Here is a 23,713-nt window from a genome sequence, read left to right as displayed (position 1 = left end):
TCTTTTCCTCTGACACAAAGTGCCCTGCTGTTATAATACGCAGCAGGGCACTTTTCTTTTATTCATAACAACGCAGAGAACTCTTGCCGAATGGCTCTTTTCGGCTGCGTAGGGATTTGCAGTAATACGGTTGTCCCTTGTCCCACTGTGGAACGGATCTGGCAGCAGCCTCCCAACTCTGCTGCCCGCTCTTTCATAAACAGCAGCCCGTAACGATTCGCATAAGCCAATCCGGCAAACTTGGTATCAAAGCCACAGCCGTTATCCGTAACAGACAAGCGCAAGGTATTGTCTTTTTCCCTAAATACAATTTTCATGGACCTGGCCTGAGAGTGCTTAACAATATTATTCATTGCTTCCTTTAAAATGTTTAGGATTTGTCCGTACATCCTGGAATCATGCAGTACAAAGTTTTGCGCCCCGGCATAATCAATTTCGGCAGCAAGGCCGAAGCCTTGTACAAATAAATTAACCTGCCGGTCTACCGCCTGAAAAAAATCAGCTGCTCCCGCCACTTGGGGTATCATATCGCCTTGCATGGATAAAATCGTCTTCCGCACGGTTTTGTGCGCTTCCTGTGCCACTTCGGTTAAACGATCCAGACACCGGACTGCAATGTCCAGTTGATCTTGGCTTAAATACTCCCTAATGGCCCGGGCCTGAACATTGACAAACCCCAGTATTTGTCCCAGATTATCGTGAAGATCCCGCGCCATTCGCTCTCTTTCTTCCTGTCTCGCTATTTCCTGCTGCTTTTGTAAAAGTTCCTGCTCCGCTAATTTTTTGCCTGTAATATCACGAATGTTTAAAAGTTTTCCCAAAAAAATCCCCCGCTCATTCTTCAGCGGTGAGCAGAAAATTTCATAGTAACGTTCTTGTTGAAACCGCATGGATTGAAATTCGGCATACGTCCCTTCAGCGATAATCAGTTCCTGCAGCACCGGCTGCTGCTCAAAAAATTCAACCGCATAACGACCGATATTTTCCGCCACGTTACAGTCAAATATTACCTGGGCGGCAGGATTCATATCAACAATCCGGTTTTCCCCATCCAACACCACAATGCCGTCTGCCACACTTTCCATAATCCGGTTCCGGGCAATGGGTACAAGGTCAAACAGTTTGTTGCGAAACAAAGCCCTGGTAACAAACAAGCTGGCTATTCCCCAAGCCACGGTAGTCGGATCGATACCTCGCCAGATCCCCAGGATATACAAGGCATTGACGACCATAACAAACAATACGGAAAAAGTCAGGCACCCAAATTGCCTGCCGTAAAGCGGTGCCTTGCTCCGCCAAAACCAAGCGGCAAGGAAAACGGAAAAAAAGCTCATCCCGTCCGAGTAAACGGAATGCACCCAAAACCACCAGCCCCAGATTCGGGTAAAGGTTCCGTCACTATTAATCGCCGCCTGCTGCCACACCAAGCCGTGAAGATCATTCGTCCAGGCCAGCAGCATGGTGATTGTAGGAATAATACTAAGCACCACAACCCTTTTCCGATTTGCCCAATATGGCTGATCGGTCATTTGCAAAATCATAATCAGCCAGGCCAACGCCCCGAAGCTATGGGTAGGAAACCCCGCTTTAGCCCAGAAATTTTTTATCTCCAAACTGGTGGCACTATATACCATCACGGTTTCCACACACCACAGCGAACAAAACACCATAGTAAGGCTAAAAGCAACGACACCTTTTCTGTCTGGATTTTTTAAAACATACACAATCATCAACAGGTTCATAATGACTGTTGCTACAAACGGCCAGACAAAAGGTGTGTATATATACGTCACGCCTTCTGCTCCTTTCCTAAATGGGGCACAGCTTTTCGGCGATTGTATGTGATCTAATTTTGCTTCACATTTCTTTAATTTCTTTGACTAAGCTATCCACTAAATGCGGTAATGACTCGCCCCCGGTTCCAATAACCAGGATACCGCAGCGGTTAATTGGCAACAGCATTTTTCGGGCGTCACTTTTACCAATGGCTTCCGCCATCGCCGGCGTCAATTCCCCCAGCATGGAATGGGCAACTACTATGCCAACCGGTCCCACAATAATATCCATTTTAGCCATGTTTTGAACAATTGCGTTCTCGCCAGTCGCACCCTCATTAGCGCCGGCCTTAAGCATAACCGCAGTGGCCAAAGCGTTTGTTCCAAAAGCAAAAACTTCTATTTTTTCACCGATTTCTTTTTGCAGCCTTTCTGTAATGAGTTTTCCAATACCGCCGCCTTGCCCATCTACAACTGCTACTTTCATGGAATCAACCCCGTCTCATTTTTTTCTTATCCCTTTTTGTTTACTCCGGCCGTTTGGACAAGTCAACAAATTTGGTAAACTGCTTGTGGAAAAAGAGTTGAATCGTATCCACCGGGCCATTGCGGTGCTTGGCAATAATGACATCGGTGATATTTTTCTTTTCAGTATCCGGATCGTAGTAATCTTCCCGGTACAAAAAAATCACAATGTCAGCGTCCTGCTCCAACGAGCCGGATTCTCTGAGGTCACTTAACATCGGCTTTTTCACCTGACGGGACTCAACGCTGCGGCTGAGCTGGGACAAAGCGATGACCGGAACATGAAGTTCCCTGGCCAGACCTTTAAGGGAACGGGAAATTTCCGAGATTTCCTGCTGCCGGTTTTCGCTGGTGCGACCGCCCCTGATGCTTCCCTGCATCAGCTGCAGATAGTCAATGATGATCAACTTTAAATCATGCTCAATCTTCAGCCGCCGGGCTTTCGCCCGCATTTCCAGCACGGTAATACCGGGGGTGTCGTCGATAAAAATCGGCGCGGCCGACAGCCGGTCCGCTGCGCCAACCAGTTTCTGCCAGTCTTTCCCTTCCAAATCGCCAATCCGCAGCCGCTGGGAATCAATTGGCGCCTCGGCGCATAACATCCGCTGCACCAACTGCTCTTTGGACATTTCCAAACTAAAAAAGGCTACCGCCTGCTTTTCATGGACCGCCACGTGCTCGGCAATGTTCAGCACAAAGGCGGTCTTCCCCATACTGGGCCGGGCAGCAATCAAAATAAGGTCGGAAGGCTGCAGGCCGGAAGTCAGCTTATCTAAATCGACAAAGCCGGACGGCAACCCGGTAATGCCGCCTTTAGATTCATATAATCCCTGGATACGGTCGAAGGCTTCAAAAATAATGTTTTTAATGGGGGTGAATTCCTGACCCAATTTACGGTTTGACACATCCAGAATCATTTTTTCGGCATGATCAAGAATATCGGCTACTTCTTCGCTGTCTTCATACCCCATTCCGGCAATATTGGTAGCAGCGTTAATGAGCTGCCGGAGCAAGGATTTTTCTTCCACGATCCTGGCATGGTAGAGGACGTTAGCCGCCGTTGGCACACTGTTAGCCAGAGAAGTGACATAAGCAATACCGCCTGCCACTTCCAGTTTATCCACTTTACGAAGATGCTCAATGATGGTAACCATGTCCACGGCGTCGTTGCGATTGAACAATTCCAGAGCCGTTTTATAAATCAACCGGTGGGCTTCCCGATAAAAATCTTCCGGACGTAAAAATTCGGCCACCTTAGAGATGGCCTCACGCTCTATCAGCATGGCGCCGAGAACGGCCTGTTCCGCCTCGACGTTTTGCGGTGGTACTCTATCTAACAAGGAAAAAACCTCCTACGCGCTCACTTTTACCCCAGCGGTAAACAAAATATTCAGGGCTTCTTCCACTGTTGCCACCGGACGAATGGCAAGGCCCAAGTGCCCGGCAGGGATATCCTGTTCATTTTCCTGCGGAATAATCATCGTGACAATACCCGCCTGCTTGGCCCCGTAGGCTTTTTCAAACACCCCGCCTACGGCTTTGACTTTGCCTTGAATGGAAATTTCACCGGTAACGGCAATCTCCTGGCAAATCGGCTTGCCGGTAACAGCAGAAACAATGGCTGCCACAATGGCGGTACCGGCCGATGGCCCATCAATTCTACCGCCGCCGATGACATTGATATGCAAATCATAGTTGGCCAAGTCCTGTCCCGTTACTTTGCGGACAACTGCCGCCGCATTAAACACCGAATCTTTGGCCATACTGCCGGCCGTGTCATTAAAGCGGATTCCGCCTTTGCCCGGGGTAGCGGCAGGAAAGGCCACCGCTTCAATTTCCAATACCGAGCCCAGATACCCGGCAACGCCCAGACCGAAAACTTTACCGACCTCCCAGGTGGCAGAAGCCTTGTGACTGACATAGGGAGTCAGCCGGCTGACCTGAAATACCCGGTACACATCAGGCAGGGTAATGGTAATTTTATCCGTGTTTTCTCCGGCCCGGTATAAGGCAATGCCATAGGCGTCAGCCAGAATATTGATGGCCTTACGGCCTTCAATGGTGTATTCACTGATCAGCTGGGGCACATCCGGTTCCATCTCTACCTTTAGTTTAACGGCAGCGTTGTATACAATCTCCTCAATATATTTGGGTGTAAGCGGTTCAAAGTAAATTTCGGCACAGCGGGATCGGATGGCCGGATTGATATCCTGTGATTCCCGGGTAGTAGCACCGATGAGGATAAAGTCCGCCGGTGCTCCGTCCTCAAACAGCTTTTGAATATACTTCGGCACATTGGGATCACTAGGATCGTAATAAACCGAATCAAAAAATACCCGCTTGTCCTCCAGTACTTTCAGCAGCTTATTTTGCAGCATACTTTCCATTTCACCGATTTCATCAATAAATAAAATACCGCCATGAGCATCGGTAGCCAGACCGGGTTTCGGTTCCGGCACGCCGGTTTCCGCCAAATCACGTTTGGCCCCCTGATAAATAGGGTCATGCACCGACCCCAGAAGCGGGTTGGTCATATCCCGGGGATCCCAGCGCAATGTCGTTCCGTCCACTTCCACAAAAGGGGCATCCCCGGCAAAGGGAGTAAATTTCAACTTTTTTGCCGCTTCCAGTACCAGTCTGGCCGCAGTGGTTTTCCCCACCCCCGGCGGCCCATATAAAAGCAAATGCTGTGGATACGGTGAGGCCAGCTTGGCTTGCAGTGCTTCCACCGCCCGTTCCTGCCCCACGATCTCACCTAATGACGCCGGACGCAAGAGTTCCATCACCGATTTAGTCAGCTTTCTCTGATCCATTACTTCCAGCATAGCATACTTCTTTAGTGTCTGTGGGTTCTCCACATTGTTGTCTTCCTCTTTCAGCACTTGCATTTTTAGTTCTTTCACATATTCCTGATGACGCTCATCCATCTTGTCATTAATTTTTTTTTCAATGTTCTCTTCCACAACCCGGCGGGCCATCATATCCGCCAGTTCATCCTCAATAGCAGTCAATATGGCCGGAATGTCGGCTTTCCCCGGCAGCTCCTCCAGTGTAGGGTCCTCAAATACCAATTTTTGCAACGCCAGCACCCGTTCCGGCAGTCTTTCCGATTTTATTAATGTGAGAGCCTCCATTTTGCCGGCTTTCAATACCAGCTTTTCCGGTCCGATAATCCCGGAATACAGGCTGTACATCGCTGCCACTTGCCGCTTCAGCTGATCATCTTCATCAATTTTTAATACTGGCAGTGTCCCCCGAAGTATTTTATTAAAAAAATCTTTCATTCCTTGTTCCTCTTTCTACTTAGCTCTTAGCAGTAATGTGTACCTGAATCGTCGCACTAACCTCTGGATGAACTTTAATCACTACCGGATAGGATCCCAGTGCTTTAATCGCATCTTTGAGTTCAATTTTCCGCTTATCAACTTCCAGTTTATGCTGAGTCTGGAGCGCTTCGGCAATATCCTTACCGGTTACGGAACCGAACAGCTTACCGCCTTCGCCAATCTTCACCGGAATGGATACTTCGACTTTGCCCATTTGGGCTGCCAGCATTTTGGCCTCATCCAATAGGCGCTGCTGTTTGCGAGCCTCGGAAGCCTTCTGCTGCTTAACTGTATTCATATTGGAGTTGGTAGCCGGGATCACCAGCTTTTGTGGCAATAAATAATTGCGGGCGTACCCCTCCGAAACCTCGATAATATCGCCTTTTTTACCTAATTTTTTAACTTCTTGCTGTAAGATTACTTTCATGATGGTCACTCTCCCCTATATAATTAACAACCAGTTCCAGCAGTTTCTCTCTGACTTGACCCAAGGTAGCATTTTTTACTTGCGCCCCGGCCACTGTTTGATGACCGCCGCCGCCCATTTGCTCCATAATCACCTGTACATTGATCTCGCCCTGAGAACGGGCGCTGACTCCGACTCCATCCTCTAAGGGAAACAATACAAAACTCAGTCGTGTTCCTTCGATAAGCAGCAGCATATCCGCCGTCTGCGCGGCTACGATCTGGATATTTTTGACGTTATGAGAACAAAGACCAATTATTACGCCCCCCGGTAGCAGTTCGGTGTGGCTAAGGACTTCCGCCTGGGCTTTCATTGTGTCAAAATCAACCCGGAACAAATGTCTTACCAGTGCCGGGTCAGCCCCGGCCCGCCTTAAATAGGCGGCAGCATCAAAAGTACGCACTCCTGCCTGTACGGCAAAATTCTTAGTATCCACGACAATGCCGGCATACAGCGCGGTAGCGTCCAGCCGAGTCATATCCAGCCGATCGTCAAAATACATGAGCAGTTCCGTTACCAGTTCGCTGGTGGAAGAAGCCGACGGTTCCAGATATACCAGCAGGGGATTATTGATAAAGCCCTCGCTGCGTCGGTGATGATCAATGACAATGACCCGTTCCGCCTTAACTAAAAGCTCAGGCGCAGCCACTAGTTTCTCCCTGTGCGTATCCACTACAAACAGCAGCGTTTGATCTGTTATCAGGCCGGCCGCCTGCAGCGGAGTCAAAAATATATCCTGATATTCGGTATAATCCGCAAATAGCTCCGACAGCTTATTGACCGTCAAATTAACCTGACTGACAACAATATACGCTGTTTTCCCCAGGTAGCGGGCCATTTTTGCTACACCAATAGCGGCTCCCAGACTATCAAAATCCTCGTTGACATGACCCATAATCAGAATCATCTCTGCGGTTTCCATACTCTCCCGGATAGCCTGAGATACCAGTCGGGCTTTCACCCGGGTATTTTTTTCCACTGCCTTGGCCTTGCCGCCATAAAATTCCACCTTGCCACCGACATGAACCACAGCCTGATCACCGCCCCGGCCCAGAGCCAGATCAAGTCCGGCCTGAGCCCGTTCCCCCATGGCGGCATAGGAGGATTCATCGGCCACAACCCCCATACTCAAAGTGACCGGAATTTTATTTCCGGCCCGAACCGCCCGGATCCGATCCAATATTTCAAACCGATCATGCATTACCCCCTTCAATGCATTGCTGCTGAAAAGGGCAATATAAGTATCTTCCGTATATTTTTTCAAAAATCCATCTGACTCCACCGCCCACCCGGACAGCAGCTTATTGACTTCCAGCAGAACATCGCTGCGCTGATTTTCCGCCAGCCCCTGGAGGACATCATCAAAGTTATCAATCTGGATATAGGCCAGCACCGGCATAGCCGCTTCGCAAACAGCCCGTTCAATTTCGCTGTCGGTAATATCACTGATATAAAGCATCAGCAAATTATCTTCACTGCTGGGTTCCAAAGGCTTGTGGAGTATCTGATAATACCGGCTGGCAACAGAAACCACCTGTTGGCCCGACTGGCCCCACATCGCTTTAAGGGGTAATTCGGGCCAAGCTGTCAGCAGCGATTGCCCGGCCTTCACCTGATTGTCCGTCCAGTCAAATAAAATGCTGTTCCCCCACTGAAGCCGGCCGGCTTCATCCACCAAGGCCATTGCCAGCGGTAAATTTTTCAGCGCATAAGTGGTCACCGACTCTACATTATGGGCCATGCTGTTTAAATAGGCATTCATCGCCTTCTGCTGCTCAATATGCCGTTCGCGTCCGTAGAGATACAGCACGACCAGCAAAATTGCGCCCAATACCGCGACATATTTATTATAAAACACGATCACCAGCAGCAGCGCTGCTGCTACAGCCAGATAAATTCGGGTGTCAAACCAAAAAGACGGCCCCTGAGGCATAATATACCCTCCTATTCAGAACGCAGTCTGCGCAAACGGCGATAATCCACCGCCATATCAAAGCCGCCGGCAAAAATTACTCCCTGGGTTAAAAAGCCGTTGGTAAGTAATAAGACCAGTATAATACCCCGCACGAACCTTGACAATTTGTATTTATCGGCAAGAAAGTAAAATAGCGCCAACCCTTGCAGCAAAAGGAACATGCTGGTGATCACCTGGAAATTCATCGCTGCTTTATACAGCATATCAATCTCCTTGACCTTACCCCAATACATGCCCACAATTGACAGAATAAAAATATAGGCAAGAAAGGGAGGCAGGTTCCACCGCCTAAACGGGGGAAAAGGTGCAACCTGATGTCCAAGCTTCTTCAGCACGGCTTTGGCAATTACAAAGTTTAAATAGGTATCCAGAACTGCCGCCATACCAAATCCGGCCGGCAGAATAATTTTTACCAAGTTAATCATAGCCTGCATGCTGCCCGACATTTGCTGCAAATTTTCTTCGCTCATACCCATGCTGCGGTACATTCCCAGCGCCTGATCCACCGCGCTGCTCATCGCATCGGTCTGCATATTAAGAGGATTGATCCCCATCACCACGGCGCCTATGGCCAATACCGCCACTTTGGAAATCAGCGAAGCCAGCGTGCCCCATAACAAAGTTTTCCCCGGGCTGTAATCGGCTCGAAACGCATGACCTAAGACAATACCAATCAGGCCAAATCCTACCACCACTGATACGGCGTGCAGGGGATGCATAAGAATAGCAATCAGCACGCCTGCTACTGCCGTTGCCAGCATACTCCATTTATAGCCGTGGCGCACACCCAGTAAAATAATCGGCACCGGCCAGATCAGGTTGACAAACGGGCCGACAATCGGCAAATAAGCGCTGATTAAAGCAAAAATCAGAGCAACGGCGGATAATACACCACCTTCAACCATAGGTCTTACGCGAGTCTGCTGCATGAATTCACTCCTTACGGCGAAGATGGCGCTGATATTCGCTGAAATCACCAAACCACTGCTCCGCTTCGTGTTCTCGTTTTATATATTGACCGGCCCGGGTTAAAACTTCTTCGTCCAGCGATGCAAAATCAATGCCCAGTCTGCGGGCCAGGACATAGCAAAGCACTATAATTCCGGCGATTCCCTCCCGAATCGCCCCCTCGCTGTTTTGAGCCATCGCCTGATAAAGCTGGCCGACGTTTGTCACCAATTCCGCCTTGAGCCCTTCAATCAATCGCAATTTCCGCAAGATGTCCGACTCATGAGAAAACACCGGCCACCCCCCCTTACAGTTATCTTTGTAATATTCGTAAGCAGTCCGACCGTTTCCTGCTTGTATCCTAACCAATTTTCGGACAAAACTTGCATTCCCGCTCTCCTTGCTGTATGATAATAGAGGGGCGATTGGTTGCAGGTGGTGCTGCAGCCAATGGATGGTGGCAAAAGAGAGAGCGGATCGGAAAAGGCTCTCTCTTTTGTTTTGCCTAAAAATAAAGCGGTTTTCTTTCTTAGTAATTGGTGCTTAGCCTTTGGCCAAAAAATGATGTCATTACTTGCCGGTTTATCTGCCCGAATGAACAAAAAAGCAAGAATGCACTCAAGCACATTCTTGCTCCTCGAATCTTTTTATTCTGCTGTAAACGGCAGCAAGGCGATCATCCGAGCCCGTTTAATAGCAAGCGTTAACTGCCGTTGATGTTTAGCGCAGTTGCCGGAAATACGACGGGGCAGAATTTTGCCGCGTTCAGTCGTATAACGGCGCAGTTTAGGAACATCTTTATAATCAATACCTTCTACTTTATCAACGCAGAAGCTGCAAACTTTTTTCTTTGGCTTTCTTCCTCTTTCGCGTCTCACCAATAGTTACCTCCCTTTAAAATGGTATTTCTTCTTCAGGGAAGACCTCACTGCCAAAGGAATTCGCGCCGCTTGGCGGAGTACTCGTACTCGTATTGCCGTCGCCCCCGCTTGCCGGTCTGCCGCCCAAAAACTCAATATTTTGAGCAATGACTTCGGCTACGCGTCGCTTTTGTCCGTCCGCGGCATCGTAGCTGCGAATCTGCAGTCGGCCTTCGACAAGGACACGGCGTCCTTTGGTAAGATTATTGCCACAAACTTCGGCCAGTTTTTCCCATGCTACAATGGGAATAAAATCGGCTTGATTCTGACCCTGCCCGCCGCCAAAACGATTAACGGCGATAGTAAAGGAAGCGACCGCTTTACCGGTCTGCGTATAGCGAACTTCCGGATCACGAGCAAGATTACCGACTAATATAACCTTATTCATGGTAAATTCCCCCTGGCCTATTCTTCTTCTTTAATGACCATATGTTTAAGAATCTCATCTGTAATCTTCATTACACGCTCAAGTTCAAAAACTGCTTTTGGTTCAGCGCTGAAATAGATGAGACAATAATAACCCTCGGCAAAATCTTTGATCTCATAGGCCAAGCGTTTTTTACCCCAACGGTCAATTTTTTCAACTTCGCCGCCGTTATCTTTTATCAGGTTCTCGAATTTGGTAATAACCGTATTAAGAGCCTCTTCTTCGGCCGGCTTGATGATAAACATGACTTCGTATTTTCTCACGAAATCACCTCCTCCTTTGGACTTATGGCTCCCTTAAGGGAGCAGGGAAGGTCACAAAATAGCTTTGAAAAACTAATATAGTGCCTCGACCTATATATTATAGCACTGTTGACGAAAACAATGCAAGAAAATTGCTTTGCAAAAACAATCACCAATTACTATTTTAAGCTATGCTTGCTTTCATTTTCTGTGAGCTTATTCTTATTCTGCAGTCGACCGGCAAGAATTCGCGGTTTTACTATTTGTCCCAATCCAACTCCCGGGGCGTGGTAGCGGCGGTAGATACGGGTTAATGTTGTATAAGCAAACATTTTATTCAGAAGCGGAACATAGAGCATTGCATTAAATATTTGATAAACCAGATAGATAGACAAAAGAATATATCCATATTGCAGCAGTTCTTCCATCCAGCTAGGCAACCAGACCATTTTATCCGCCGCCAGCTGCAACAAATAGGCTGCTGCCGGTACAGTAGTCAACATATAAAGGATAAAGAAGAGGGAATGGCTGCTTTGTACCGCCTGTTTCGGGCAATAAGCCATACAGCGCATACAGCTTTCACAGGCAAAAGTCCAATAAGGTCGGAGCCTTGTTCGGCCCCTCAGCTTGATCGCATTTGCCGGACAGCCGGCGGCACATACCCCGCAGCCGTCACATTGAGCTGAAGCGAAAGCTAGTTTAGCTAGAAAAAATCGTCCCAAGACCAAATAGGCAAGAGAAATTTTCCATAAAATAAGTCCCAGAAATAAAGGCAATCTACCGTTATAATAACGTTTTCCAGCCGTAATACGCAAAGCAAAATTTCTTGTCTTCGGTCTTGTCCTGTCTATAATGGCGGCAGCATTCACCGGATTGATACCGGAGTGAAAAGTCAGCCAATTAGACGGCATATCCAGACCGGTTACGCCCCGCACCGAATACCCTTTGTAAAACAGAAGCAGGGCAATTAGATACCCTGCCGACCCTTCCATACCCGGTAGGTTCCTCTCCCACAGCCTGGTTCCGGCCCGAGTTACCGCCACAAAAGCATGACCTTTTTTACTGCGGGGCAGTCCTAAGACAAAACGGATCACCTGCCAAGGAGCGGTAAAGCCATGGGTAGGAAAAACAAGGCCCAACAAATCGCCGTCCCAGCAAATGTTTTCCCTTCTGTCAATCGGCAGTAATTGGGCAGCACTGCCTTGATTGGCTAATTCTTCTCCCAACCAGCAAGCAACACGATAAGAATTGCCTGTGCCGGTAAAATAATAGAGAATCGCATTGTAATATGCCATATATGGCTTTCCTCCCAAAAAACTCTTAGGGTGCTCCATTCACTTTCTGTCCAGAAAATCCTGCGTGTCTTTGGCCTGCGGTACATAGTCCCAAGCTGAAATTGCTAGATAGAAACCCGTCTGGCATATCAATAGCATACTTTTCCCTAGATTAATGTCGGTGGCAGCAACCGCTCAAGGTTCATAACCAATAAAACCTATGAAGTTAAAATTAGCGCAACGGATATCCGCTGCGCTATGGAATGATAAACTCTTAACAAAACAGCACTAAAGCAATCAGTTCCAGATCTTCCGTCCCCTTATTCTCGACGGAATGACTTTGGCCGTTATCTGTAAAGGCTAAATCTCCCGGTTTCAGCACGGTTTCTCCGCCATTATCCCAATATATGCCTTCGCCTTTTAAACAATAGTAGGCTTCGATATCCCCCTTGTGGGTGTGGCTGCCGATGGAACAGCCTGGTTTAATAATTGTGTGGGCAAATACTCTGCCCTTACCCTGAAATTCTTCGTTTTCCAGCAAATGAATAAATTTTACCTCACCTTTGCCGCCAAACATTTGAGGCCGGATTTGTTCCGTTATAGTTCCCGCACGTTTAATCATGTTCTATCGCTCCTTTGCTCTTACTATCTGATAATTCTATTCAATTATTCTACTATTCTACACATCTGAAGAAATTCCTGTTCTAAAAAGCGCTCCGTTCAGGGCCGTATTAATACAAACCGAATCGAAGGAATGAACCTGCGTCAGCCGCACGTTATCCCACCACTCAGGAAAATCCGGTTTAACCGGAGTAAATTCCAGATTGCTTGTCAGTTTCATCTGTACGCCCAGTTTGTTCAAATATTGCATGGCACTGTGGTACTGTGCGGCTTCGGCCGCCGCCTCTTTGGGCACCGTGACGCTGTAAAAAAATTCATTGTCCTGTTCTGCCGGAGAAAAACCGCAAAGGAACAGACTGTTTAAGGTCGGCAGGCTGGCGTGAATCGCTAAAGCGATCTGAACGCCGATTCCCGTTACAACCTCCGCATATTGTTTATTGATGCTGACTGGTGCCTTATCTTCGTATTCCACCTCGCCGCTGGCAATAATATCGCTGACTGTAGTGGGAATAATGGAAACCGGCGGCAGGGCAATAAAAATCACCGGATTTTCCAAATCATATAAATGCGTTGTACATTGACAAAGAAAAGGGAACCGCATACCGCTTAGCACTTCTTCCATCTTCCTGATAACAGCAGATCGCTCGCCATTCAGCAATTCCTGAAGTTTGTTGATTCGGTCGTCTTCCTCCTTTTCAAATTGGTCCTTTTCCCGCTGATTGGTTTCCTTAAATTCCTGCAATTTGGTATTAATTTCATTTCTGGCTACCATTAAAGCTTTTGTCATACTTTGCTCGCGATTTTTCAGAAGCCGCTGAAAGGAATAACAAACGCAGATCACCCCAACTACCGCCAAAACGAGAGAATATTCCTTAAGATTTAAAAGAGAAACAAGAACAATTGCCACTAATACCCCAAGATGCATTGCAATGGGCTGGAAATATTGATTGGAAATCTTCAACTGCGCCTCTGTCAGCAGATAGCTGAAATCCGGAACCGGCGGTTCAGGACGTACTTTCCTGACAAGCAGCAATTCATAGTCAACCGGTTCATACACAAAGTGACTCAGTTTACTGAGTTCTTGTTCTGCCGCCTGGTTTTGCTGGTGCTCTTTGTAATATCGGGCCAGCCGTTCATCCTGTTTTTCCTTGCGTTCTTCCCCGTTTAAAGCCAAAGGACGTCCCGGCATCTTTTTTATTTTTCGTGCCATACTATTCTTCCTCCCCGGTTGCTGCCCTATCCATAATTATACAAGAAGACAGTTATTTTGGGTAGAGAAAAAGACCTGACCTGCGCCAAGCCTCCTGCTGAACAATCTATTTGTCGTTATACATTAAACCGGAAATAGGTTACATCTCCGTCCTGCATAATATATTCTTTGCCTTCCAGCCGAACCTGTCCTTTTTCTCTGGCGGCATTGTGACTGCCGGCAGCCATCAACTCATTATAGGACACGATCTCGGCCCGGATAAAACCGCGCTCAATATCGGTGTGGATTTTTCCGGCAGCCCGAGGTGCCTTCGTTCCCCGTTTAATAGTCCAGGCCCGCACTTCATCCTCGCCGGCGGTAAAGAAATTCATCAAGCCGAGAAGCTTGTAGCTGGCCCGGATCAACTTGTCCAGCCCAGATTCTGACAGTCCTAGTTCGGTCAGAAATTCCCGGGCATCCTCTTCCGGCAATTCAGCGATTTCCGACTCGACTTTGGCGGAAACGGCGATGACCTCCGCTCCTTCTTGAGCGGCATATTCCTGCACCTTTTTTACATAAGGATTGGTCTCCGGATTGGCGACTTCGTCCTCGCCGATATTGGCCACAAATAAAACCGGCTTTAAGGTCATAAGGTTGAGGTCGGTGATAAACTCCTGCTCCACTTCGCTAATCTCCACCCGCCGAGCCGGCTGAGCCTGCTGCAGGACTTCCTGTATCCGCTCCAGCACTGCCAGTTCGGCCGGAATTTTTTTATCATTCGTCTTTAGCAGTTTCCGGCAGCGGTCCAGCCGCTTTTCCAGTGTTTCCAGATCGGCTAGACACAGCTCGGTATTGATAATCTCTATATCCCGCAAGGGATCCAGTCCGCCTTCCACATGAGTAATATCCTCATCCTGAAAGCAGCGCACAACCTGAGCCACCGCATCAACCTGTCGGATATGAGCCAAAAATTTATTGCCCAAACCCTCTCCCTGAGAAGCCCCCTTGACCAAACCGGCAATATCGACAAATCGCATGGCCGCCGGAGTTGTTTTTTTCGGCTTGTACATTTCCGTTAGTTTCCAAAGGCGCTCATCCGGCACCTCAACCACCCCGATATTGGGTTCAATGGTGCAAAAAGGATAGTTGGCCGCTTCGGCACCGGCCTTGGTAATAGCATTAAACAACGTACTTTTACCCACATTGGGCAATCCGACTATGCCCACTTCCAAATTCGTACTCATGGTTTGATTCCACCTTACTTTATGGTATTTCCCCCGAATCGCTTTATGTCTTTTCTTATTGTAGAGCATCCCCCGGTTAATTTCAATGGGCTTCCGCCAACGAAGGACGCTGTGTCGGCCGCAGCTATTCCTGTCCTACTTTGCCGACAATAGCCTTAACCGCTTTTTCAAATTTTGGCCGGGGCACCATGACCCGGCGGCCGCAGCCCTGACACTTCAGGCCAAAATCAATGCCGGTGCGCAGGATCTCCCAGCGATCGGAACCACAGGGATGACTTTTTTTCATCTTCACAATATCGCCAACTTCATAACGAACAAACTCCATATTTCCTCCTATCCGCCCATTCTGGCAATAGATTCCGCCGGGGCTGGAATGTGATTATCATCAAACAGCAGCTTAATCTTCTGCCGCAGTGCCGTTTCCACCTTTACCTGTTTTAAAGGCGCCGTTTTCGCAATAATCCGCACTACGATTTCACCGGAATGAAAATCGACAACTCCCAGCACCTCCGGCGTTTCCAACACTTCCGGCAAGGTTTTGCCAATCTCGCCGCACGCCTGCTTAAGGAGTTTCAGCACCTGGCCGATATCGGCCTCATAGGCTACCGGTACATTGATCACCGCCTGCATATGACCACGGGTATAGTTGCTGACGCGGGAAATTCCGCCATGGGGAATAATATGCAGGATTCCGTTGGCATCCCGCAGCTTAGTAACCCGAAAACCGATCTCCTCTACCGTTCCCGCCATATCCCCGCAGGCAATATAGTCGCCGACTGCATATTGATCTTCCAAAATAATAAAAAAGCCGGTAATAACATCCCGAATGAGATTTTGGGCGCCTACACCAACTGCCAGGCCCAAAATTCCGGCACCGGCAACGATTGATGTTGTATCCACATGAAATTCCTGCAAAATCATGACAATCGCAACAAAGTAAATTCCATAACGAATCATGCTCTGCAGCAACCGGCTTAATGTCCGGGCCCGCTTTTCCTCCAAATAAAAGGCCGTACTGCTCACATTGGGAATCAGCATTTTGCTGACAATCAGCCGGAAAAAGCGCAGGGTAAGCCCGGCTCCCGCTATGATTAAAATAACGCGCAGCATCCTGTTGCCTGCCGCCAGCCAAAAATCCGGCGTCAGTAGATTGATCACTCCTGATCTCCCCCCTCTCCGGTCTCCGTTAATATGATTATAATTATACTTTGCTCGCCAAAGTCCTCTTTTATGAACACGGCCTGATAACCAAATGTACCGCCTGTGCATATACTGCTGGTAGTATAGCGGAGGTGAAGCTATGGCCCTCACTTTGTCGATTATCAACACTATTTTAGCGGACGTCATTGCGATCGTCCCTAACTTTTCCTCCCTGGTATCTTCTTATCGTCTCTTAGTCGGAGCAGCGGAAGAAATTCACCGGACCCCCGATGTGCCGATCGAAATTTTTCAAAGGGCGGTAGACCGGTTTGATCATGCCGGCGCCCTGATTGATATTTTGCTGGAACTGCTATGCTGCAAAATTTCCTTTAGCAGTGATTTCCTCAGCGTTACCTGCGCCCCAGTAGACCTTTATCGTCTTCTGTCCAACCGCTCTGCCGCCGCCGACACGTCTTTCCACACTGCTGAACAAATCGTAGAACTGGAAATACTCCGGCGTGTACTGGAACTCTGCCGTTCCAACACTTCCTGCTTCAGCCCCGCCCCTTCAGCTCATCCTAACCCGCCTAGCCCTTCCGCCACTAACACCGATGGCTTTAAACCACCGATCCATCAAAAAGAAAACGAAGTCTTGGACGAATTAATCGCCGAATCCGGTGCCGAGTTATTTACCGAAGTAAATAAAGAAATCGAGTAGGGGGGATGGGGCGCTTGGCACTTGGCACTTGGCTCATAGCCAACAGCACATTAATAGAAGCCGGCTTGACGGTTACTGTGTCAAGTCGGCTTTCAATTTTTTTGATTCTTCTCCGGCGACAGGGGGCAGTAACCCAGCTCTTTGTGGTAATCACAGGGTTCCAGGTGAATCACGACATCGCAGGAACCTAGTTGCTGCCCGATTTCCGCTTCCAGTTGGTCGCAGACTGCATGAGCCTTATCCAGATGCATATTTTTATCCAAAATAACATGCATATCAATCAACCGGTAGCTTCCCGAGCGGCGAGTCCGCAGCTGATGAAAGGAAATGACTTCGCTGTGGCTGTTCACAATATCGGAAATTATATTTTCCTCTTCTTCCGGCAAACTAATATCGGTTAATTCGTACAAACTCTTCTTACTCATACCATATCCAGCTTTAAATACCACCATCGCCACTACGATGGCAATCGCCGGATCAATCCAGGCCCAGCCTGTCAATTTTATAATTCCCAGGCCGAATAATACGCCTACCGAAGTCCAAATATCAGCCCTAAGATGCAGTCCGTCTGCCTCCAAAGCGTGAGATCCAGTTACCCGGGCTACCGCCATCAGTTTACCGGATACCCAATAATTAATCGCAATCGACCCCAGCATTACTCCGAGCCCGGCCCCCAGATAATCCGGCAGTTTTGCCGCCGTGAATTTTTCTGCCGCCTCATACACAATCCAGATTGCTGCCAAAACAATAAGAACAGCCTCAATGGCGCCTGAGAGATTCTCTATCTTTCCGTGCCCGTAATCATGATTTTTATCCGGCGGCCGACCGGATTTTTTTACCGCATAAAAAGCAACCAACGCCGCAATCAGATCAACTGCCGAGTGAGCGGCTTCGGAAATAATACTGACAGCTCCCGTATACATTCCTACCGCCAGCTTGGCAAGCACCAACAGTGTGTTGGACATAACAGATAGGCGTGCGGTGCGCTGCTTTACTATGTTATTAGCCTGATTCAAGGCTACACCCCTTTCACAAACGTTCCCCCCGTTAGGCGCATCACGCAAAAAACACCTGCGAGCACAAAAAATCCCGCAGATACTGCCTACCCGCTGCCGGGTTTTACCCGTCCCTTGTTCCTTATTTCATTATATTAGCATACCCTGATTTTAGTGTAAATCTTTATAAATTTTTCATCAAGAAAAGGAGGCTATCGCACTAAGATTTTTTCTACCGCATATTGTGATTTTTGTTTAAATACAACCACAATATATAGTGGAATCTTTCTATAATGCGACAGCCCCTCTTCATTGAGACTGTATTTCAGCTGAATTTGTCTTATCTATAGCCTATTATCGGAAACAACAGGCTTTCTGTCAATACTTTACACAAGAGGACTTTTCCAGTTATGTCATCCCACAGCTATTGGTTCCCCATTGGGAACCATCGTCCAAATGCCGCAGGGGCAGATGCCGGCGCAAATGCCGCAGCCAATGCACTTCTCCGGATCGGAAACATACTCGAAACTTCCGTCGGCTTTAATCTGACGGGAGATAGCGTTTTCCGGACAGGATTTATAGCACATATGACAATCGCGGCAGGTACCGCAGCTGATACAGCGGTTGTAATCCTCCCGGGCTTTGGGAACATCACAGTTGTGACATTTCTTAAAATAGGCCGTACTCAGCCGTTCGGCTGCTATTTTAGCTTTGCCTTGCTGTTGACAAGCTTCTCCTGTCAAGTCGGCATGAATGGCCAGCGCTGCTTTGCGTCCGGCAGCAATGGCATCTACCAGCCGGCCGGGCTTAACGGTGTCGCCGGCGGTGTACACACCTTCGGCAATACGATAATCCGAATCGGGAACGAGACAGCCTCGCTGCAAGACAACATCCGCCGGCAGAAAAGCCAAATCCGGCATTTCGCCAATGCTGATAATGACCGTGTCGGCCGGAATGATTTCTCCGCTTTGGGTCACCACCCCTTCAGCCGTAACTTCCGTGGTCATAACCGGCCATAAAAGCTTGCCGCCCATTTCTTCCACATGGGCAATCTCCTTGGGAAATGCGGCGGGTTTCTGCACATCAATACAGGTAACCTGCTCCGCCCCCATTTGGTAGGCACCGACTGCCACATCCATGCCGGAGTTGCCGCAGCCGATGACTACTACCCGTTTCCCCACCGATGGTTTTTCGCCCCGGTTCACCGCTTTAAGGAATTCCAAACCTTTAACAAGCCGCTGGTGGCCCGGCCAGTTGATAACCCGGGAAGTATGGCTGCCGGCAGCTACTACCACGGCATCATAACTCTCCCGGAGTTCCCGGAACATGGTTCCATCCACCTTTGTGCCGGGTTTAAAAGTAACTCCCATATTTTCAATCCGCTGCAATTCCTTGCGCAGGGTAGCCTGAGGCAGCCGGGAACGGGGAATAACCTGCTCCATCTTACCGCCCATTTTATCATTTGCTTCATAAACCGTAACTTGGTGTCCTTTGCGGCTCAGTTCCCACGCCGCCGTTAGGCCGGCAGCCCCGCCGCCAATCACTGCAATTTTTTTATCCGTCCGCGCCGTTGGCGCCGGCAGGACAATAGCATCGGAATATCGTCCTAACAGACCGATCTGAGCCGGTTCATCCATGCTTTTACGGGAACATTCTTCCATGCATAGGTTTGGGCAGACGGCACCGCATACGGAACCGGGAAAGGGAGTATATTCTAAAACAAGGCGGTAGGCTTCCCCGATCTTTCCTTCCCGCAGCAGATTGAACCGCTGCTGGGAGGGAATACCCGCCGGACAGTTAAATTCACACGGCGCCGCATATTTAGCGTTTTCCCATACGGGAACACGCTGTCGGTATTTGCCGGAAGCAACTAGGCCGATTACTCCCAGATCATCTTTGACTACATCGCTGAAAATTCCTCCCGGTACCCACTTTTCCGTACGGAAAGATAAAATATCGGTATTGGCTTTCTTCGGCCGCTCTTCATAAGTAAGGGGCACAACTTTATGCCACTCACTCCATTGTGTCAGTTCCTGCCGCAATTCAGGCTGTTCAATGGATTCCAGAAAATCATCCATATGACTTTCAATATACGCAATATCAGCTTCGTCTAAAGAAAGAATTTTTGCATCCTTTTTTGAGATTCCACTGGCCTCACCCCGATAATACAGCGTTCCGCCGACCATCCCGACACAAGACCGGTCACCCAATACCGACTCAAAATCCTCGCAATCATAGCCGCAGACTACCGCAATACCGCCGGACATAAATTCAAAGGAAAAACTGCCGCAGTTCTTCAAAACCCAGAATTCAGGCGGATCATACAAAGGATCATGCTTCATCAGCGAACCGGACCGGGTCCCGGCCCGGCCGCCGACATAAATCGTCCCAGCGGCAGCACAGTGGGCTGTGGTATCACCGCCATCCCCCTTGACGACGATTTTACCGCCTGCATTCAGCCAGCCTACATCGGCAGGAGCTGAACCCTCGACAATGATTTCCGTATTTTCCAAGCACATGGAACCGACCCGCTGACCGGGATTGGTTACATAAAACTTCAAATTTTTACCTTCAGGATGCCACAGAGGGCCGCCAATATCATGCTGTCCTGAACCCTCGATGCGAAATTCGGTCTCCCCAGCCGCCAGAGCGTTGTTGATCGCCTGCAGCAGGTCCTGGGTCGACATCCGGTTATTACCGTCAATGGTGCTTATCGTAAACATTTGCCCATTCCCCCTTAGCATACATACTGGATACCCAGTTTGTCGGCGATTGCTTTATCTGTGGTAACCAAGGCATCCGAACGGCCAACCGGCAGCGAACTATTGCCGATAGGCGCCATCAGCTTGCGCATTTCACTATCCAGCGCCAGCATGTATTCCACAATATTCTGTGCCGCTTTATCTACATCCAGCCGTTTCACCAGCCGTGGATCCTGAGTACAAATACCGGTCGGACATTTGCCGGTAGAACAGGAATTGCACCGGCCATGTTCGTTGCCGATACAGCCGCAAAGCTGAATTAGCAGTTTGCCAATGAACACCCCGTTGGCACCCAGGCAGATAATTTTAAAAGCATCTGCCGCCGCATTGCCGGTCATACCGATACCGCCGCCGGCCCACAGCGGAATTTGCCCCTGACGACCCTGCTTGACTGCGGCCAAATAGCATTCCCTGGCCTTGGAAACCACAGGATGACCTGTATGGTCAAGGGATATTTCATTGGCTGCTCCCGTACCGCCCTGAATACCGTCAATGAAAAAGCCGCCGCAAATTTTATAAGGATCACGGAGTAAATTATTATATACCGAAACCGAAGTAGCTGATGCGGCGCATTTAATCGCTACGGGCACCCGGAATTTAAAAGCGGCATTCATAGACATAAACATTTTTTGCACCGATTCTTCAATAGAATATAACCCCTGGTGATTCGGCGGTGACATTAAATCGGCCTTAGGAACACCCCGGATAGCCTGGACATGCTCAGCTACCTTGGCTGCCGGCAGCAGTCCGCCGTCACCCGGTTTAGCGCCCTGGCCGATCTTGATTAATATTCCGGCCGGATCCACCTTCATGCGGGGCATGGCCTTGATAATCCGGTTCCAACCGAAATGGCCGGAAGCAATTTGGATAATCATATACTTAAGTTGTTCGGATTCCAGCAGTTTTACCGGCATACCGCCCTCGCCGGAACACATGCGAATCGGCAAATTATGCTTTTCGTTCAAATAAGCGGTGGCTAAAGCAATGGCCTCCCAGGCTCTGGTGGATAAAGCGCCGATAGACATATCGCTGAAAATCACCGGATAAATCCACTTAACCGGGGGCGTGGCATGGGTTAGCTTTAAGCTGTGTCCATCGCTGGCGAAAGGCAGCTCATTCGGCGGCAGAACCCGGCCAAAGGGAGCCAAAATATCAAAGGTGTGACGAACCGAATCCAAGGAAGGGTCGGTCATTTGGGATATCCGGCCGACAATGATGCGGTCCAGGGTACGGTCGGCATTTAGATTCGTCCGTCCGCCCCGTTTAATTGTATTGCCGCCGTTTCGGGCCAGTAAATTATAGCGTGAATCCGTATTGCGAACCGGCCGGATCGCCTTATTGGGACAAACTTTTTCACACATGCCGCAGCCGACGCAAACATTTCCCAGACGGCTTTTTTGCTTGATGACCGGTGTCGCCATATGCTTTTGGGTAGGCGACGGCTGGTAGCCGGTAGAAACGGTAATGGAACGGCGTTCCATCGCCGCCTCTATGGCATCAAAACTGCAGGCAGCCACACAACTTCCGCACATGGTACATCGGTCAGGCTGATACTCTATCTTCCACGGTAAATCGGTCACCGTCATATCCTGCATTTTTACTGTTTCCATCGCTCTACCTCCAATCTGTCGTTAATAACGACTATTTCCCGTTCATTGGGATAGATATCATTTTCTCGGCTGCGATCCGGCAATATCGTATTAATACCACAAACCTCAGAGGAAATGGCCATCGTAGTGTCATCGCCGCCCACTACCACCGGCCGCAATTTTTTCGAATCGCAGCAAGTCATGATGTTGCCGTCAGGCAGCATCGCGATAATCGTATTAGGTCCGTTAATCTCCAAGTGACCCAGGGACTGACGAATCGCTGTCAGCTCGGCACAATCGGGACGACTCTTGATTTCCTCAAACGGAAGCGGTGTAATAATGTGCTTGTAATATTTAATCGGCCATTTTAATTCATGGAGTACGTAATGTAAGGTATAAAGAAAGTTCTGGGAATCGGATTCAAAGCCGATATAACCCCGGTGCAGCGATTTTTGATATTCCTTGTTTTTCGTGTAAAAAGTGTTTTCTCCATTGGCGCATAGCGTATATCCCTGTAAAAAGAACGGATGGGCGGCATAGCGGACAATGTCATAATTGGTATTCTGGCGGCATTGTACGACTATATTCCTGGCCATCATATCGCCGTTGTCATCCCAAAGGTGAAAGTAGGTTGCAATATCCCTGGGATCACCAATTTCCTTGAGTGTAAGAACATCCGGCCAGAAAGAATATGCATATCCTTCCTCGTTTTTTCCCAGGATCGCCCTAAGCGCCAATCTTGTATTCAGCAGCAGTTCTTCTTTTGCGGCCTTGGTTGCATTACCGTAATGCTCAGGATAATCATAATTGCGAAAGATATAATAAGGCATTGCCTTAATGTCCAGCCCCGGCTGCTGCTTCACTTTGGGTATCCATTCATGTACCGGCAGGAAATTGTTTGTCTCCATGTAATCCTCGACCAATTTCGCTCCTTTTTGCGTACAGGCCAGAGACAGCAGCGGTTTGTCTTTATAGGGAGTAAATCTTCCCGCCAAATCCTGCATCGTCATAGCAAATCCGGAATTATCATGTCCCTCCTGCTGCGGCAGCATGAGATACAGCGCCTTTGACGGGTGAAAAGGCACCTTGCTTTTAATCGCACCAATTCTGCACATACTTTCCACCTCTTCATTTTTTCTAGAATGTAATCATGTGAAAAAGAAAACAAAAGACTCTGTGGAAGAACCGGAAACAGATTCCAGGACCTTCCGCAGGGTCTTTTATACCCACGGTGTAGTGCGTGCCACACTGCACTTGTGCCGCTTGGTCCAGTCCGCTAGCAAATGAGCGCGGAACCCTAGGCACTCTCCTTATCTTGCCTCAACCACTACAATCAATTGGTACTGCTTTTTACTAAAACGTTTGTCTATTGTAATTATACATTACTGTAACCAACTCTTATTATAAAAACGAAAACTTATGCTGTCAATATGAATATTAAAATAAAATTTATTCTGAAAAATCCCGTATCTTTTGGCTTTAGCGGTAAAACCCTCCAGCCCGTCCCGCATATTTATGCAATATAAGGCCCCTAAAAGCGGCAGTGCCCCTTTGCGGGAAGTGTTAAGCCTATCCCG

At 48.6% G+C, this 23,713-nt stretch carries 22 protein-coding genes; 1 reads left to right on the top strand and 21 read right to left on the bottom strand.

The annotated features are described in order from the left end of the window. Positions 1 to 62: 62 nt before the first annotated feature. The 17 genes from ABFC84_15025 to ABFC84_14945 all read right to left on the bottom strand — a co-directional run bounded on the left by ABFC84_15025 (position 63) and on the right by ABFC84_14945 (position 16,090). Positions 63 to 1,793 (bottom strand): histidine kinase N-terminal 7TM domain-containing protein, encoded by a 1,731-nt coding sequence (locus ABFC84_15025; GenBank protein ID MEN6414054.1) that lies wholly within the window; start codon positions 1,791 to 1,793, stop codon positions 63 to 65. Between the two features lie 64 nt (positions 1,794 to 1,857). Then, on the bottom strand, positions 1,858 to 2,262 hold the full coding sequence (locus ABFC84_15020) for a DUF3842 family protein (GenBank protein ID MEN6414053.1): 405 nt from the start codon (positions 2,260 to 2,262) through the stop codon (positions 1,858 to 1,860). A 40-nt stretch (positions 2,263 to 2,302) separates the two neighbouring features. Next, on the bottom strand, positions 2,303 to 3,640 hold the full coding sequence (gene dnaB, locus ABFC84_15015; GenBank protein MEN6414052.1) for a replicative DNA helicase: 1,338 nt from the start codon (positions 3,638 to 3,640) through the stop codon (positions 2,303 to 2,305). A 12-nt stretch (positions 3,641 to 3,652) separates the two neighbouring features. After that, on the bottom strand, positions 3,653 to 5,584 hold the full coding sequence (gene lonC, locus ABFC84_15010) for a Lon family ATP-dependent protease (GenBank protein MEN6414051.1): 1,932 nt from the start codon (positions 5,582 to 5,584) through the stop codon (positions 3,653 to 3,655). A 19-nt stretch (positions 5,585 to 5,603) separates the two neighbouring features. After that, on the bottom strand, positions 5,604 to 6,053 hold the full coding sequence (rplI, locus tag ABFC84_15005; GenBank protein ID MEN6414050.1) for a 50S ribosomal protein L9: 450 nt from the start codon (positions 6,051 to 6,053) through the stop codon (positions 5,604 to 5,606). Then, positions 6,025 to 8,025 (bottom strand): DHH family phosphoesterase, encoded by a 2,001-nt coding sequence (locus ABFC84_15000; protein ID MEN6414049.1) that lies wholly within the window; start codon positions 8,023 to 8,025, stop codon positions 6,025 to 6,027. Before ABFC84_15000 ends, rplI begins: the two co-directional genes overlap by 29 nt. 11 nt (positions 8,026 to 8,036) lie before the next feature. Next, complete coding sequence (locus tag ABFC84_14995; protein ID MEN6414048.1) at positions 8,037 to 8,996, bottom strand: YybS family protein; 960 nt, start codon at positions 8,994 to 8,996, stop codon at positions 8,037 to 8,039. Between the two features lie 4 nt (positions 8,997 to 9,000). Further along, on the bottom strand, positions 9,001 to 9,309 hold the full coding sequence (locus ABFC84_14990; protein ID MEN6414047.1) for a MazG-like family protein: 309 nt from the start codon (positions 9,307 to 9,309) through the stop codon (positions 9,001 to 9,003). 353 nt (positions 9,310 to 9,662) lie between these two features. Further along, on the bottom strand, positions 9,663 to 9,893 hold the full coding sequence (gene rpsR / locus ABFC84_14985; protein MEN6414046.1) for a 30S ribosomal protein S18: 231 nt from the start codon (positions 9,891 to 9,893) through the stop codon (positions 9,663 to 9,665). Between the two features lie 16 nt (positions 9,894 to 9,909). Further along, positions 9,910 to 10,323 (bottom strand): single-stranded DNA-binding protein, encoded by a 414-nt coding sequence (locus tag ABFC84_14980; protein ID MEN6414045.1) that lies wholly within the window; start codon positions 10,321 to 10,323, stop codon positions 9,910 to 9,912. A gap of 17 nt (positions 10,324 to 10,340) precedes the next feature. Further along, positions 10,341 to 10,625: a 30S ribosomal protein S6 gene (rpsF, locus tag ABFC84_14975; GenBank protein MEN6414044.1), complete on the bottom strand. Its 285-nt coding sequence runs from the start codon at positions 10,623 to 10,625 to the stop codon at positions 10,341 to 10,343. Between the two features lie 158 nt (positions 10,626 to 10,783). Next, complete coding sequence (locus ABFC84_14970) at positions 10,784 to 11,899, bottom strand: EFR1 family ferrodoxin (GenBank protein ID MEN6414043.1); 1,116 nt, start codon at positions 11,897 to 11,899, stop codon at positions 10,784 to 10,786. Positions 11,900 to 12,152: 253 nt separating this feature from the next. Beyond that, positions 12,153 to 12,500, bottom strand: a complete 348-nt coding sequence (locus ABFC84_14965; GenBank protein MEN6414042.1) for a cupin domain-containing protein — start codon at positions 12,498 to 12,500, stop codon at positions 12,153 to 12,155. 57 nt (positions 12,501 to 12,557) lie between these two features. Beyond that, a complete protein-coding gene (locus ABFC84_14960; protein ID MEN6414041.1) occupies positions 12,558 to 13,709 on the bottom strand; it encodes a hypothetical protein in 1,152 nt (383 codons plus the stop codon). Positions 13,710 to 13,825: 116 nt separating this feature from the next. Next, the gene (gene ychF, locus ABFC84_14955; protein ID MEN6414040.1) at positions 13,826 to 14,932 is read right to left on the bottom strand and encodes a redox-regulated ATPase YchF; all 1,107 of its coding nucleotides are present in this window, start codon (positions 14,930 to 14,932) and stop codon (positions 13,826 to 13,828) included. Positions 14,933 to 15,056: 124 nt separating this feature from the next. Then, positions 15,057 to 15,257, bottom strand: a complete 201-nt coding sequence (locus ABFC84_14950; GenBank protein MEN6414039.1) for a DUF951 domain-containing protein — start codon at positions 15,255 to 15,257, stop codon at positions 15,057 to 15,059. 8 nt (positions 15,258 to 15,265) lie between these two features. Then, positions 15,266 to 16,090: a mechanosensitive ion channel family protein gene (locus tag ABFC84_14945; GenBank protein ID MEN6414038.1), complete on the bottom strand. Its 825-nt coding sequence runs from the start codon at positions 16,088 to 16,090 to the stop codon at positions 15,266 to 15,268. 142 nt (positions 16,091 to 16,232) lie between these two features. On the opposite strand from ABFC84_14945, the gene ABFC84_14940 reads away from it, so the two are divergent. Beyond that, on the top strand, positions 16,233 to 16,790 hold the full coding sequence (locus ABFC84_14940) for a hypothetical protein (GenBank protein ID MEN6414037.1): 558 nt from the start codon (positions 16,233 to 16,235) through the stop codon (positions 16,788 to 16,790). Between the two features lie 92 nt (positions 16,791 to 16,882). Here the strand turns inward: ABFC84_14940 and ABFC84_14935 are convergent, their stop codons facing one another. From ABFC84_14935 to ABFC84_14920, 4 genes are all read right to left on the bottom strand, one after another. Next, entirely contained in the window at positions 16,883 to 17,806 is a 924-nt protein-coding gene (locus ABFC84_14935; protein MEN6414036.1) for a cation diffusion facilitator family transporter, read from the bottom strand. A 392-nt stretch (positions 17,807 to 18,198) separates the two neighbouring features. Further along, the gene (locus ABFC84_14930) at positions 18,199 to 20,508 is read right to left on the bottom strand and encodes an FAD-dependent oxidoreductase (protein MEN6414035.1); all 2,310 of its coding nucleotides are present in this window, start codon (positions 20,506 to 20,508) and stop codon (positions 18,199 to 18,201) included. Between the two features lie 14 nt (positions 20,509 to 20,522). Continuing rightward, complete coding sequence (locus ABFC84_14925) at positions 20,523 to 22,157, bottom strand: glutamate synthase-related protein (GenBank protein ID MEN6414034.1); 1,635 nt, start codon at positions 22,155 to 22,157, stop codon at positions 20,523 to 20,525. Continuing rightward, complete coding sequence (locus ABFC84_14920; GenBank protein ID MEN6414033.1) at positions 22,145 to 23,251, bottom strand: hypothetical protein; 1,107 nt, start codon at positions 23,249 to 23,251, stop codon at positions 22,145 to 22,147. The genes ABFC84_14925 and ABFC84_14920 overlap by 13 nt, the downstream gene beginning before the upstream one ends. Positions 23,252 to 23,713 lie beyond the last annotated feature (462 nt).

It is taken from the genome of Veillonellales bacterium, assembly GCA_039680175.1.
Lineage (GTDB): Bacteria > Bacillota > Negativicutes > JAAYSF01 > JAAYSF01 > JBDKTO01.
This window is presented reverse-complemented; position numbering and strand designations above follow the sequence as displayed.

Bases quoted from the DNA above. Each gene is read 5' to 3' on its own strand.
- ABFC84_15020 (MEN6414053.1), bottom strand. From the start codon at position 2,262: ATGAAAGTAGCAGTTGTAGATGGGCAAGGCGGCGGTATTGGAAAACTC.
- lonC (MEN6414051.1), bottom strand. From the start codon at position 5,584: ATGAAAGATTTTTTTAATAAAATACTTCGGGGGACACTGCCAGTATTA.
- rplI (MEN6414050.1), bottom strand. From the start codon at position 6,053: ATGAAAGTAATCTTACAGCAAGAAGTTAAAAAATTAGGTAAAAAAGGC.
- ABFC84_15000 (MEN6414049.1), bottom strand. From the start codon at position 8,025: ATGCCTCAGGGGCCGTCTTTTTGGTTTGACACCCGAATTTATCTGGCT.
- ABFC84_14995 (MEN6414048.1), bottom strand. From the start codon at position 8,996: ATGCAGCAGACTCGCGTAAGACCTATGGTTGAAGGTGGTGTATTATCC.
- ABFC84_14980 (MEN6414045.1), bottom strand. From the start codon at position 10,323: ATGAATAAGGTTATATTAGTCGGTAATCTTGCTCGTGATCCGGAAGTT.
- ABFC84_14970 (MEN6414043.1), bottom strand. From the start codon at position 11,899: ATGGCATATTACAATGCGATTCTCTATTATTTTACCGGCACAGGCAAT.
- ABFC84_14965 (MEN6414042.1), bottom strand. From the start codon at position 12,500: ATGATTAAACGTGCGGGAACTATAACGGAACAAATCCGGCCTCAAATG.
- ABFC84_14960 (MEN6414041.1), bottom strand. From the start codon at position 13,709: ATGGCACGAAAAATAAAAAAGATGCCGGGACGTCCTTTGGCTTTAAAC.
- ychF (MEN6414040.1), bottom strand. From the start codon at position 14,932: ATGAGTACGAATTTGGAAGTGGGCATAGTCGGATTGCCCAATGTGGGT.
- ABFC84_14950 (MEN6414039.1), bottom strand. From the start codon at position 15,257: ATGGAGTTTGTTCGTTATGAAGTTGGCGATATTGTGAAGATGAAAAAA.
- ABFC84_14940 (MEN6414037.1), top strand. From the start codon at position 16,233: ATGGCCCTCACTTTGTCGATTATCAACACTATTTTAGCGGACGTCATT.
- ABFC84_14930 (MEN6414035.1), bottom strand. From the start codon at position 20,508: ATGTTTACGATAAGCACCATTGACGGTAATAACCGGATGTCGACCCAG.
- ABFC84_14925 (MEN6414034.1), bottom strand. From the start codon at position 22,157: ATGGAAACAGTAAAAATGCAGGATATGACGGTGACCGATTTACCGTGG.
- ABFC84_14920 (MEN6414033.1), bottom strand. From the start codon at position 23,251: ATGTGCAGAATTGGTGCGATTAAAAGCAAGGTGCCTTTTCACCCGTCA.